At 71.9% G+C, this 12807-nt stretch carries 9 protein-coding genes; 2 read left to right on the plus strand and 7 right to left on the minus strand.

Features of this window, described 5'->3' with window-relative positions:
* Positions 1–22: 22 nt before the first annotated feature.
* Genes OG439_RS34460 through OG439_RS34470 form a run of 3 tightly spaced genes read right to left on the minus strand, consistent with a single transcriptional unit; the run spans position 23 to position 2714 of the window.
* Positions 23–508: a hypothetical protein gene (locus tag OG439_RS34460; protein ID WP_247058680.1), complete on the minus strand. Its 486-nt coding sequence runs from the start codon at positions 506–508 to the stop codon at positions 23–25.
* On the minus strand, positions 505–1080 hold the full coding sequence (locus OG439_RS34465) for an RNA polymerase sigma factor (RefSeq protein WP_326944814.1): 576 nt from the start codon (positions 1078–1080) through the stop codon (positions 505–507). Before OG439_RS34465 ends, OG439_RS34460 begins: the two co-directional genes overlap by 4 nt.
* Positions 1077–2714, minus strand: coding sequence for a S8 family peptidase (locus OG439_RS34470; protein WP_326944815.1), 1638 nt, complete (start codon positions 2712–2714; stop codon positions 1077–1079). The genes OG439_RS34465 and OG439_RS34470 overlap by 4 nt, the downstream gene beginning before the upstream one ends.
* Positions 2715–2927: 213 nt before the next feature.
* On the opposite strand from OG439_RS34470, the gene OG439_RS34475 reads away from it, so the two are divergent.
* Positions 2928–6128, plus strand: a complete 3201-nt coding sequence (locus tag OG439_RS34475) for a SpvB/TcaC N-terminal domain-containing protein (RefSeq protein WP_326944816.1) — start codon at positions 2928–2930, stop codon at positions 6126–6128.
* A gap of 181 nt (positions 6129–6309) precedes the next feature.
* Here the strand turns inward: OG439_RS34475 and OG439_RS34480 are convergent, their stop codons facing one another.
* The 3 genes from OG439_RS34480 to OG439_RS34490 form a co-directional block, all read right to left on the minus strand.
* A complete protein-coding gene (locus OG439_RS34480; RefSeq protein ID WP_326944817.1) occupies positions 6310–7182 on the minus strand; it encodes a sigma-70 family RNA polymerase sigma factor in 873 nt (290 codons plus the stop codon).
* 65 nt (positions 7183–7247) lie between these two features.
* Entirely contained in the window at positions 7248–7886 is a 639-nt protein-coding gene (locus OG439_RS34485) for a hypothetical protein (RefSeq protein WP_326944818.1), read from the minus strand.
* A 141-nt stretch (positions 7887–8027) separates the two neighbouring features.
* The gene (locus tag OG439_RS34490; RefSeq protein ID WP_326944819.1) at positions 8028–9275 is read right to left on the minus strand and encodes a S53 family peptidase; all 1248 of its coding nucleotides are present in this window, start codon (positions 9273–9275) and stop codon (positions 8028–8030) included.
* 268 nt (positions 9276–9543) lie between these two features.
* Here OG439_RS34490 and OG439_RS34495 point away from each other — a divergent pair, with 268 nt between their 5' ends.
* Positions 9544–11883, plus strand: a complete 2340-nt coding sequence (locus OG439_RS34495) for a chitobiase/beta-hexosaminidase C-terminal domain-containing protein (protein ID WP_326944820.1) — start codon at positions 9544–9546, stop codon at positions 11881–11883.
* Between the two features lie 61 nt (positions 11884–11944).
* Here OG439_RS34495 and OG439_RS34500 read toward each other — a convergent pair whose 3' ends face one another.
* Positions 11945–12793, minus strand: a complete 849-nt coding sequence (locus OG439_RS34500) for an ion transporter (protein ID WP_326944821.1) — start codon at positions 12791–12793, stop codon at positions 11945–11947.
* Between the last annotated feature and the right edge of the window lie 14 nt (positions 12794–12807).

Here is a 12807-nt window from a genome sequence, read left to right on the forward strand (position 1 = left end):
ACTTATGGCCGACAGGAGCGGGTCACAACTCGATGGCCGGGGTGCTCACCGTCCTCGACCGGCCGAGTGTGCGGACCAGGACCTGCACCATTCCGTGCGGGACACCGCAGACCGCGAACCGGCCTTCGGGGTCGGACGTCGTGGTCAGCGGGCCGCCGCTGGTGCGGACCTCGATCGGGTGCTCGGCCGGTGGGGTGAGCCAGCCGTCCAGGCGGATCGTGCCCGCCTGTTCCGGGCTGACGTTCACCATGATGGTCAGGCTTTCGCTGTCGAACGTGATCAGCCTGCCCTGCTCGGCGGCGCTGCGGGCGGCGACGAGTCCCTCCTGTTCCCGGATCCGCATCACTTCCAGGTCGATGTCCTCGAGCTGGATCGCGAACCGGATCTGGTCCACCAGCGTGGCGGGCATCGGGTCGGCGTCTTCCCACAGCTCGCGCACCCCGGCCAGCAGCCGGAGGTCGAGCTCGTCCAAGGGCTCGTTCGCGCCTGCTGGTTCGACGGTGGTCACAGCCAATCTCCTTCGCCGTTGGCGAGTAGCTGCTCACGCAGGCGCGCGAGACAGCGTCCCCTGGTCGGGCCGATACTCCCCCTCGGCATGCCCAGCCGGACGCCGACTTCGGCGTAGTCCGGCCGGTGCACGAACGCCACGATCCGCAGCAGGCTGCGGCAGCGTTCGGGCAGCTGGTCGACCGCGCGCCACAACCGCGCGCGCTGGTCGTCGCGCAGCACCCCCTCCTCGGGTGCCGGTGATGCTTCGGCGAGCCGCTCCGGCAGTTCCGGCAACGGCCGTTCAAGCCGGCGTTTTTCCCCCGTACGCCAGGCTTCCCGCTTCGTGACGGTGATCAGCCAGCCGGTGAGCGCCACCGGCGAGCGGATCTCCGCGAACGAGCCGAGCAGGCGCAGCCACGCCGTCTGCACGACGTCCGACGCCTGATCGACGTCCAGGCCCTGATCACGCGCCACCTGCCAGAGCAGCGGCGTGAGCAGGACGACGAGTTCGTCCAGCGCCGCGCGGTCCCCGTCCCGCGCGGCGTCGAACAGCGTGGCGACCCGTTCGTGGTCCGTCTTGGCCACGGTCACAGTGCGCCCAGCGCGGTCCAAGCCCGCTTGACGACGGTGTCGCGCTCGACCGTCGCGAGGTCGGCGCCCGCGGTCTTGAGCAGCGCCTTGCCGATCTCGGCGGCGGCGAGCGGCGCGGCGAACGACGTGCCGTCCCACACCGCGAAGCCGGCGCTGTAGTCGTCCGGGTCGAACGAGTTGCGGCCCTGGTCCGGCACTTCGTGGTCGGCCGACGCCGTACCGCGGACGTCGTCCGGGTAGGTGCTGACGACGCCCGCGCCGGTCGCCCAGCAGCGGACCCACGGGCCCTCGTTGGAGAACAGCGCCTTGCTGGCGGTGCGGTCGGGGTTGAGCGCGCCGACGCTGATCACCGGCGGGCCGCCGTTCGGGCCGGGCGGCTGGTCGGCGAAGGCCGCCGGGTAGAAGCGGCGGGTGGTGGCGTCGTTGCCCGCCGCGGCGACGACGAGCACGCCGAGGTCGGTCAGCTCGGTGATCGCCGCGGCGAACTGGCCGGTGTAGGCGACGTCGACCGGGTTCTCCTCGTAGTAGCCCAGCGACAGCGAGACGATGTCGACCATGTCCTCGGGCCGGTTGTCCGCCTGCGCGCTCCGCACGCGGTCGGCCAGCAGGTGCAGCGCGAGCAGCACATCACCTTCGTACGCGACGCCGTCGCTGTGCACGACGCGGATCGCGAGGGTGTCGGCTTCGGGGCAGGCCTGCCGGATGATGCCGGCGATGAACAGGCCGTGGCCGGTGTCGGTGTCGACGTCGCCGATCAGCGGCTGGCCGGTCGTCGGCGCGTCCCAGTAGTCGCTGAGCAGCTGGGTCGGCACGGTGACGCCGGAGTCGCTCTCCGCCTGCAGGATCGCGGCCTGGATGTCCGGCGCGACGCGCAGCCCGCTGTCGGCGGGCGGGGGGCCGCTGCGGTCGGCCAGCCCGAACCACGGGTGCGGGCCGATGCCGGTGTCGAGCACCGCGACGACCGGACGCCGGTGCGCGGGCTCGGCGCTGCGGTGGGGCGGGGCCGCCGACAGCGTCACCGGGATCCGGTTGGCGCCGCGCGTCCGGCCGTACGAGCTGCCGGCACCGAACCCGCTGGTCTCCCACGGGGTTCCGCCGAGGCCGCTGGTCTCCCACGGCACGCCGCCGAACACCGGCGTCGAGAACACCAGGTGCTCAACGGAAATCTTCGCAACGATCTCGGGGTCGATCTCCGGGTTCTCGCCCGCCGACGCGCCCCGCAGCAGCTGCACGGCCTTCCAGCAGTCGACGACGACGGGGTCGGAGTCCTCGCGCACGTGGAGCAGTGCCCGCACGGGCAGGTCTTCGAGCTGCCGGGCCCGGGCGCTCGCCTTGGTGTCGCCGCCGCGGTCGGCCGGCTCGGCGTAGATGCCGATGCGGGCGAGCACGCCGTTGACCGCGTCGAGGGTCCCCTGGTCGTGCAGGTACCGGTTCGGCATGAGGAACACCCCCGGCCGGTACACGGTCGTGCGCGGCACCGGCCGGCCCGGCACCGCCGTCGACGTCGCCGGGTCGAGCACCCGCGCGCCGTGCCGGTCGAGCAGCTGCCTCGGCGGTGCCGGGAGCTCGTTGAGCGTGCCGGGATCCTCCTTCGGTGCTCTGGAGCCCTCGTCCCTCACGAACCTGACCACCATCGGGTCCACCCTCTCGTTCGCCCCCGCCATTGATCACGTGTGGTTACTCGGGAAAGACCGGGCAGCCGCACCCGGGATACGGCACGGACGTCACGAATGCGTAACTACGACGGCAAACGGGTGACGACGTATCTGGCGTCGCCGACTCACCCACTTGGACCTCGGAAGTCACCGGTGGCGCACCCGCGCCGCCCGGCATTCGGGGAGATCGCCATGGCTCTGCTCCGGTCGAGCGTCCAGGACGCGGCCCAGCCCGCACGGGTCCGCGGGCTGGGCGGCGCCTTCACACCGGAACCCGCGACCGGGGGCGGGAGTTTCGCCGTCCCGCTCGACCTGCCGGCCGGCCCGGGCGGCATCGCGCCGGCGCTGGCCCTGCGGTACGTCACCGGCGCGCCGAACGGCCCGTTCGGCGCGGGGTTCGCCGTGCCGCTGCCGAACGTCCGGCTGGACGACGGCCGCGCGCGGAGCCGGACGAGCGGCCGGCTGGCCCGCCGCGGCGAGGGTTTCGTGCTCACCGCGCGGTCGGGCGCCCGGCACTTCCTCGGCACCTCCGACGGCGGCCGGTCCGGCACCCACGCCTGGCACCTCGAGCGGACCGAAGACGCCTTGGGCAACACCACGGCCTTCGGCTGGGCGCACCACAGCGGGCAGGCGTACCTCGCGCGCATCTCCTACGGACCGTACGAAGTGGACTTCGCGTACGAGCCGCGGCCGGACGTCCTGCACGCCGACCGCGTGACGACGGCGTTGCGCTGCTCCCGGATCGAGCTGCGGGTGCCGGCCGCCGCGCGCCCGCTCGTCCGCCGCTGGACCCTCGGTTACGACGTCGACGACGGCGCTTCCGTGCTGACGTCCGTCGCGCTGACCGGCTTCGACGCGCGCGGCGCCGAAGCGGCCGCGCCGCTGCTGCGGCTCGCCTACGCCCGTGCGGATCCACCGGCCGCGCCACGGGTCCCGGTCCCGGCCCGGGCCCGCGCGAGCAGCGGCTCCGGCGTGCTGCTCCTCGACGCCGAGGACGAACCGCTGCCGTGGTACGCCCTCGAACCCGGCGACCTCGCGGGTGCCGGGCGGCTGAGCGAGATCGACAACGGCATCGGCCTGCGCACCGCGATCGAGTACACGACGGTCGAAGCGGTTCCGGTGATCTGGCGCGTCACGCACCGCGAGTCGGCGACCGGGCACGCGGGCGCGACCGAGTTCGAGTACCACGAGCGGCGGTCCGGCGACGCCTTCACGGGCTTCGGCCGGGTCGTCCAGGACGACCTCGGCGACGAGCACGCGCCGACCCTGCGGACCGTGCGCTGGTTCGGCGACGACGGGCTGCTGCGGCAGGAGGAGACCTACGGCCTCGACGACTCGCCCGACGCCGTCCGGCCGTACCGCCGGATCGAGCACAGTGGACGTCCACAGTGGACGAGGTCGGTGACGACGGTGTTCGAGCGCCAGGAGAAGCCGGTCTCGGTCACCACGACGGAGTCGGACCTGGACGCCGCCGGGAACCCGGTCCGGGTGGTGGAGACGACCGAGCGGCCCGGCCAGGAGCCCGCGGTGCGCGAGACGCGCACGACGTACGCGACCGATCCCGACCACCGCTTCGCCGCGCTGCCCGCCCGGGTCCGCGAGCTGGACGGCGCCGGGAAGGTGTTGTCGGACAAGCTGTTCCGCTACGACGAGTGTCCCGACGGGAGCGCCGGCTCGCAGGGGCTGCTCACCGCGCGGGAGGAGCTGGTGCTCCCCGACGCGCTCGTCGCCGACGTCTACGGCCCGATCCCGCCGGACCTCGGCCGGCACGGCTACCACCGCCGCGACGGCGAGGCCGGCTGGTGGACCACGACGTTCCACCGGCGGGTCGGCAACGTCACCGGGCTGCGCACCACGACCACCGGACCACGCGGCGACAGCCACGAGGTGCGGTTTTCAGCGGACCGCTGCTTCCCCGAGGTGGCCACGGACCCGGTCGGGAACATCACGGCGACGCGCTACGACGTCCGGACGGCGCGGGTCTGCGAGGTGATCGACCCGGCGGGTGCGGTGACCACCGTGACGCACGATCCCTTGGGGCGCCCGGAAACCGTCGTGCGGCCGGGCGATTCGGCGGACCTGCCGACGTTGCGCCACCGCTACGACCACCACCACGGGCCGGTGCGGGTCACCACCGAGCAGCGCGCGGTGTCCGGCGAGGCGGAGGTGCTCGTGACGGCGGAGGTGCGCGACGGCGCCGGGCGGCTGCTGCAGCGGCGGCACGCCGAGCTCCTCGGCGACGTCGTCGACGAGCACCACGAGTACTGCGCGCGGGGCCTGGTGTGCCGGACGTCGCGGGCGTTCCGGATCGGCGGCCGGCGCGCGCCGGCGACCGAGTACCGCTACGACGCGCTGGCCCGCCCGGTGCGGGTGACGGCCCCGGACGGCTCGGTCCGGACGTTCGAGCCCGCGTCGTCGGCTCCCGAAGCCGTCGAGCCGGTCCGCGACCTGCTCGGGCGGGTGCTGCGCGACGCGGACGGTGTTGTCCACGTGCGGGACGCGGCCGGGAACTCGGTCCAGGCGCGGACCACCGGCGGGCGCACGGTGTACCGCGTCCACGACGTGGCGGGCCGGGTGGCCGCGGTGCGGGTCGACGACCCGGCCGGGCCGCCGGTCACCACGTTCACCTACCACGACGGCGGGCTCCCGGTGCCGCTCGAAGCGGGCCCGCACAGCTGCGGGCGGCTGGTGCGCGTGACCGACGAATCGGGCGTCACGCTGCTCGGTTACGACGCGCTCGGGCACGCCGTCACGAAGCGGTGGCGCCCGGCGCACGTGGCGATCGAGTACCGGCTCGACATCGTCCGCCGCGCCGACGGGCGGCTGTCGCAGGTGACCTACCCCGACGCCGGGGACGGCCGGCTGACCGTGCGGTACCAGTACGACGACGTGAGCAGGCTGGTGAGCGTGCCGGGATTTGTCGACACCGTGCAGTACGACGTGCGCGGCCGGCGCACCGCGGTCCACTACGCGAACGGCGTCAGCGAGCACTTCGGCAACGGCCTGCACGTGGTCCGCGGCCCGGGCGGCCTGCTGCGCGAGATCCCGCCGCCGGCGCCGGTCGAAGGCCTGGACCAGCCCGCCGGCATCGAGATCCGCGACGCGTTCGGCCGGCTGCGCGGGGTGCACGGCGACGACGGCGTCAACGAGCTGTACGGCTACGACCACGCCGGCCGGCAGGTCCGCACGCTGGTGACCCACGGCACCGACATCCACGAGACGCTGACCCCGGACGAGCTCTACGCGATCGAGGACGGCGAGCTGGTGGTCGTGGTCGCCGGGGCGGTGCGGCGGCACGCCGACGGGGCCCGGCGGTACCTGCACTTCGACGACCGGGACCGGGTCGCGCTGGTCACGGACGAGAAGGGCGCGGTGGCCGACCTCGCGTGGTGACCGCCGCGGTCACTTGCGGTGCTTGCCCCCTTGCCGCTCACCGCCGGAGTTCTCGGTGCCCGTGGTGGTGTTCGCGTCACCGCTGTCCTTTTTCTCGTGCTTCCCCATGTCGACCCCTCCCCTTGCGCCGATACACCCTATGGTAGCACCACGTAGTGGATCAACTCCACAGAGTGCGCGCTCAGTCGAGCACCGCCAGGTCCAGCCGGTCGAGCCGGGCCGGGTCGGCGAGGATGTCGATCGCCACGATACGGCCACCCGCGACCGTGAAGCCGAGCACCGAGAACGGGCGGCCCTCGCGGGTCGCCACCACGCCGGCCGCGCCGTTGACCAGGGCGCGCCGGACCGTACCGCCGCCCGCGCCGAGGCGGGAGAACGTCAGGGCCTGGTCGGCGACCGCCGCCGCGCCGGTGACCTCGATCGAGCCACCCCGCTCCGCGCCGCGGTCCGCGCGCAGGACGACGTCCGGGGCGAGCACCGAGACGAGCGCTTCGAAGTCGCCACCGCGGGCGGCGGCGAGGAACGCGTCGACGACCGCGCGCTGCCGGGCGACGTCCGGGTCCGGCGCGACCGGCGCGCCCTGCACCCGCCGGCGCGCGCGGCTCGCGAGCTGGCGGGTCGCCGCCTCGGAGCGGCCGACGATCGGCGCGATCTCCTCGAACGGCATCGCGAACATGTCGCGAAGCACGAACGCCAGCCGCTCGCCCGGGGTGAGCGTGTCGAGCACGACCAGCAGCGCGAGGCCGACGGAATCGGCCAGCAGCACCGACTCCTCGGGTCCGTCGTCCTCGCGGGTGATGATCGGGTCCGGCACGAACTCCTCGCGCCGGGCCTTGCGCGAGCGCAGCATGTCGAGGCAGACGCGCCCGACGACGGTGGTGAGCCAGCCGGCCAGGTTCTCGACGTCGGAGGTGTCACTGCGGCTGAGCCGCAGCCACGACTCCTGCACGGCGTCGTCGGCCTCGCTCAACGAGCCCAGCATCCGGTAGGCGACGGCCCGCAGGTGCTCGCGGTGCGTCTCGAAGCGGTGCGCCAGCCAGTCGGCGTCGTTCACGGTTCTCGTCCTTCGCTCAGGTGCCCTCACCACCTTGACGGATCCCGTGCGCGAGATGTGACAGCTCAGTGCGTGAGGTCCCGCAGCACCCGCGCCGGATCGACGTCCACCGCGCGGCACGTGCCGGGGTGCTCGCTCGGCGCGCTCCACGCGGCCGACACCCACAGGTCGGCGTAGTCACCGCGGTCGACGGCCGGGAGCTGCCAGGTGAGCCGCGCGCCCTCCCGCTCGACGGTGTCCTCGGTGAGCGACCCGGCCCAGTACGGCGGCACGTGCTGCCCGGCCCGCGCGCACCCGCGCAGCACCTCGACGCCGGGGCCGCCGACGGTGACCACGGCGTCGGCGCTCTCGGCCGTGAAACCGGCATCGGCGGGACTCACGTCTTCGGCGCCGATCAGCTCGGCCTGGACAGCGAACTCGCTCAGCGGTTCCCGCGCCAGCACGCGGAAGATGGTGGTCTGCCGGGTGACGGCGGGGTAGCCGTCGGGCAGGTGCGGCGCGCTCGGCCCGGACAGCACGTCGAGCCGCACGGACCGGTGCCGCCACCGGCACAGCCACGCGCCGGAGTCCAGGCCCCAGGTCAGCTCCGGCCGCGCCGGCACGTCCCACCCGTCGACGCGCACGGCGAACCGCACGGCGCCGAGCGGCGTGTCGATGCCCAGCGCCCGCGGCCGTGTCGTCGACAGCACGTCGGTGTCCAGCATGCAGTCATCCTCACCCCACCCCGGGATCCGCGAAAACGCGCGGCACGAACGTCACCCGTCCGTGGAAGATCGGCCGCGAAGAGTCCGCTGTGGACGAACCGGCCAAATCGTCCACAGCGGACTCGTCGGTGGGAAGATGCGTCAGAAGCCGCCGGTGCCGTTCGGGGTGCCCAGGCCGGTCGGGCCGTCGTAACCCGTGCCCGCCGTGCAGAGGTACGTGCCGCCGCAGCTGCCGTTCGACCCCGACGTGACGTCGTTCAGGCTGCCTGCGTGGGCGTACGGGTACGACCCCGACGTCACCGCGGTGCCCGCCAGCGCGTACACGCTCGCGATCACCGGCGACGACAGGCTCGTGCCGCCGACCTGGACCCAGCCGTCCGCGCCCTGGGCTAGGCCCAGTGCCAGCAGCAGGTCGCAGAACGACGAGCTGCCGCAGCTGTTGTACGTGTCGTAGACGCCGAGCCCGGTGGCCGGGTCCGCGACCGCCGAGACGTCGGCGACGGTCCGCTTGGCGCAGCCCGTGTCGTGCTGCCACGACGGCTTGGCCTCCAGCGCCGAACACCCGCTGCCGCTGCCGGACCACGTCGTCTCCGACCAGCCGCGCGTGGTGCCCGCGGCCTTCTTCAGCGTCGTGCCGCCGACCGCCGTGACGTACGGCGAGGACGCCGGCCAGCTCACGCCGTACCCGGAGTCGCCCGACGACGCCGTCACCGCGATGCCCGGGTGGTTCAGGTGCGCGTCGGCGGCGAGGATCGTCGAGTCCTCGGTGCCGCCGTAGCTGTTGGAGATGGCCACCACGCCGGGTGTCGCCGCGGCCGTGTCGACCGCCGTCATCAGCGGGTCGGTGTCCGCGGAATTGGCTTCCACCAACAGGATGTGACAGTCCGGGCAGGTCGCGGACACGGCGTCGAGGTCGAGGCTGATCTCCTCGGCCCAGCCGTAGTCGCCCGCCGGCAGCGGGCTCGTGGCGCCGTTCTGGTTGACCTTCCTGAAGCAGCCGCTGGCGGACGTGCACGGCGGAAGTCCGCGCGCCGCACGGAACTTCGCGAGATCGGCCTCCGCGGTCGGCGCGTCCATGGCGTCCACAATGGCCACTGTGCGGCCGTTCGCGTGCAGCCCGCCGAGGTTGTACGCGGCCTGGATCTCGGCCGGGCCGTAGCCGACCGGCGTCGACGTCAGCAGCGGGCCGGCACCCTTCGGCGACCGGATGGCCTTGCCCAGGCAGTGCATCTTTCCGGATGTGGCGCAGCCGAAGCTGATCACGCCGCCGCTCGGCAACGGCGCGGCCTCAGCAGCGACCGCGGGGACGGCGGCGACCACGGGCGCCGCGACGAGGGCGAAGGCCACGAGGGCTCGGACGAGGGTTCTGCCACGCGATGATTCAGCCATACCTACTCCTCGGTAGGGGACCACGGTGTGGCACCGGATCGTCGCATGTCACACGATCGAGGTCACCCGACCGACGGAGGTTTCTCGGTTCAGTCATTCGCCCACTACCGCGCAAATCGGGTCATCGATCACAGAACGCCTCACCCACCTGGATGATTGGTCCAGACAACTGTTATCGATTCGTGATCGAAGCACCGCTGAGCGGGAGCTACTTTGTTGTGACTCGCAACAAATGCTCGTGGATCCCCAACGGCGGAGGTGTCACGGCGTGGCCCGGACTTTGGAAAAGATTCGACGACGCCGGCGTGGCGCCGTCGCGACGCTCGCCCTCACGGCGTCGACCCTGTTGCTCGGCGCCGGGTTGAACGCCCCGGCCGCACTGGCCGCGGACGACTACACGCAGAGCGTCACGCAGCTCAGCTCGACGCAGCTGCAGCTCAACTTCACCCCGACGACCCCCGCGGTGTACGTGGACGTCCACTACACCGGCGTGCCGGGCGCCGGGCAGCAGAACGTCCGGATGACGAACGCCTCCGGCACGTGGCACTCCACCGTCAACGGTCTGAGCAGCGGAAACACGCTCGACTACTGGTTCACCTACGAGAAGAGCGGGCCGCAGTACGACACCCCGCACTTCACCTTCACCGTGGGTGGCGGCGGCACGACGACCGTCGCGGCGCCGACGTTCAGCCCGCCCGGCGGGACGTACTCGGCGGGCCAGACGGTGACGATCAGCAGCGCCACCTCCGGCGCGACCATCCGGTACACAGTGGACGGTTCGACGCCCACCGCGTCGTCGCCGCAGTACACGGCGCCGATCAGCGTCCCGGGCTCGCGGACGGTCAACGCGATCGCGCTCAAGTCCGGTTCGACGACGTCGGCGGTGTCGAGCGCGACCTACACGATCGGCACCCAGGCGGGCTGCCCGACGCAGTCGGACACCCCGAACTTCGGGTCCAACGTGCGGATCTTCGACCCGAGCATGTCCGCGGCGACGATCCAGGCGCAGCTGGACACCGACTTCAACAACCAGAAGGACACGCTCACCGCGCAGTTCGCGGACCGGCGCGTCGCCCACCTGTTCAAGCCCGGCACGTACAACAACGTGCACGACAACGTGGGCTTCTACACCTCGGTGGCCGGCCTCGGCCAGAACCCCGGCGACGTCCTGATCAACGGCGACGTCACCGTGGACGCGTTCAACGCCTCCGACAACGGCGTGGCGCTGCAGAACTTCTGGCGCTCGGCCGAGAACATGGCGGTCAACCCCTCCGGTGGCCAGGAACGCTGGGCCGTCGCGCAGGCCGCGCCGTTCCGCCGGATGGACGTCCGCGGTGGGCTGCAGCTGTACCCGGCGAGCTACGGCTACGCGAGCGGCGGCTACATCGCCGACACGAAGGTGGCCGGCCAGGCCGCGTCGATCTCGCAGCAGCAGTGGTACACCCGCGACTCGCAGCTCGGCAGCTGGAACGGCGGCGTCTGGAACATGGTCTTCTCCGGCACGAGCGGTGCGCCGGCGACGACGTTCCCGAACCCGCCGGAGACGACGCTGGCGACCACCCCGGTCTCCCGCGACGTGCCGTACCTCTACGTCGACGGCACCGGCAAGTACCGCGTGTTCCTGCCTTCGCTGCGCACCAACGCGTCCGGCCCGAGCTGGGCGAACGGCAGCACCCCGGGCACGTCGGCGCCGATGAGCCAGTTCTACGTCGTCAAGGCCGGCGACACGGCCTCGTCGATCAACAACGCGCTCGCGGCGGGCTGCAACCTGTTCTTCACGCCGGGCGTCTACCACCTCAACCAGACGCTCAACGTGACCAAGGCCGGCACGACGATCCTCGGCATCGGCTACCCGACGCTGGTGCCGGACAACGGCGTCAACGCGATGCAGGTGTCCGATGTGGACGGCGTGCGGCTCAAGGGCCTGCTGTTCGACGCCGGCACGACGAACTCGCAGGCGCTGCTCACGGTCGGCCAGTCCGGCTCGACGGCGTCCCACGCGGCGAACCCGACGACGGTCCAGGACGTGTTCTTCCGGATCGGCGGCGCGATCGCCGGCAAGGCGACCAACAGCCTGATCGTCAACAGCGCCAACACGATCATCGACCACATCTGGGCCTGGCGCGCCGACCACGGCAACGCGGGCACGGTCGGCTGGAACACGAACACGGCCGAGACGGGCTTGGTGGTCAACGGCGCGAACGTGCTGGCGACCGGCCTGTTCGTCGAGCACTACCAGAAGTACCAGGTGATCTGGAACGGCCAGGGCGGGAAGACGATCTTCTTCCAGAACGAGATGCCCTACGACGTGCCGAACCAGGCGTCGTGGAACGCGCCATCGGGTGTGGCGGGGTACGCCGCGTACAAGGTCGCGGCGGGGGTGACGTCCCATGAGGCCTGGGGTCTCGGGAGTTACTGCTTCTTCGACACGAACCCGGCGGTGTCCAGCTACCACGCGTTCGAGGTGCCGAACAACAGCGGCGTGAAGTTCCACAGCCTGCTGACGGTGTCGCTCAACTACCGCGGCACGATCACGCACGTCATCAACGACACGGGCGGTGTCACGCCTACGGGCACGGTGCCGGTCAACGTGGTGAGCTACCCGTAAACCGGGTAACGCAATGAAGGCCGCCTCACCGGACCCGACCCCGGTGGGGCGGCCTTCGTCGTCAGCGCTTGGGGTGGAGCGTGTCGTACTCGTGGGCCGCTTCGCGCTGGGTGCGTGTCGGGAGTGAGTGCTCGTCGTCTTCGGCGTCCAGGTCGTTGAGGCCCAGCTGGACGGCCTGGCGGATCTGCTCTCGGTTGTCGCGGACGACCGTGGAGAAGAAGTCGTCGATCCGCGGGTCGAGCAGGACCTCCAGCAGCACGCGGAAGGACGTGTCGACGACCGTGCGGACGATCTCGTCGTGGAACGGCAGCCGCTTGAGCTTGCCCAGCTGCGGGTCGGCGGCGATCTTCTCGGCGATGATCGTGCGCAGCTCGTCCTTGTTGGCGCCGAGCGACTTCGCGAGGTTCTCGGGGTAGTTGCCCGTCTCGAGGACCTTGACGACCTCGTCGAGCACGGCGATGGTCACCGGCTTCTTGATGGCCTTCACGATCGGCTCGGACAGTTTGTCGACAAGCCGATAAGTGAACTGCTCCCCGACGGCCCGGTCCGCGGCCCGCCCGATCCGGATCAGCAGCAGCACGACGCCGATGAACCTGTGCCCGGCGATGAACGGGTGCGCGACGGGGATCATGGCGAACAGCTCGTACCAGTTGCGCACCAGGAACTTCTTGGCCCACTTGCGTTTGCGCCACCGCCACAGGAACTCGCCGAGGAAGATCGCGCAGATCCCGCAGTCGATGTAGAAGAGCACCAGGCCGACGTCGCGGGCGGGCGGGCTGAGGAGCGTGAACCCCAGCAACCCGACCGAACCGGCGGCCAGGATGAGCATGATCCAGTCGTCGGCGCGCACGTTCCCGGGCAGAATCCCGCTGTTGAGCTCCGGCTCGCGGGCTTCGCGAAGGGTGGCCATGCCCGATGATGGCA

It is taken from the genome of Amycolatopsis sp. NBC_01307, assembly GCF_035975215.1.
Lineage (GTDB): Bacteria > Actinomycetota > Actinomycetes > Mycobacteriales > Pseudonocardiaceae > Amycolatopsis.

Coding starts and splice junctions, on each gene's coding strand:
- OG439_RS34470 (WP_326944815.1), bottom strand. CDS start 2,714: ATGGTGGTCAGGTTCGTGAGGGACGAGGGCTCCAGAGCACCGAAGGAG.
- OG439_RS34475 (WP_326944816.1), top strand. CDS start 2,928: ATGGCTCTGCTCCGGTCGAGCGTCCAGGACGCGGCCCAGCCCGCACGG.
- OG439_RS34485 (WP_326944818.1), bottom strand. CDS start 7,886: ATGCTGGACACCGACGTGCTGTCGACGACACGGCCGCGGGCGCTGGGC.
- OG439_RS34490 (WP_326944819.1), bottom strand. CDS start 9,275: ATGGCTGAATCATCGCGTGGCAGAACCCTCGTCCGAGCCCTCGTGGCC.
- OG439_RS34500 (WP_326944821.1), bottom strand. CDS start 12,793: ATGGCCACCCTTCGCGAAGCCCGCGAGCCGGAGCTCAACAGCGGGATT.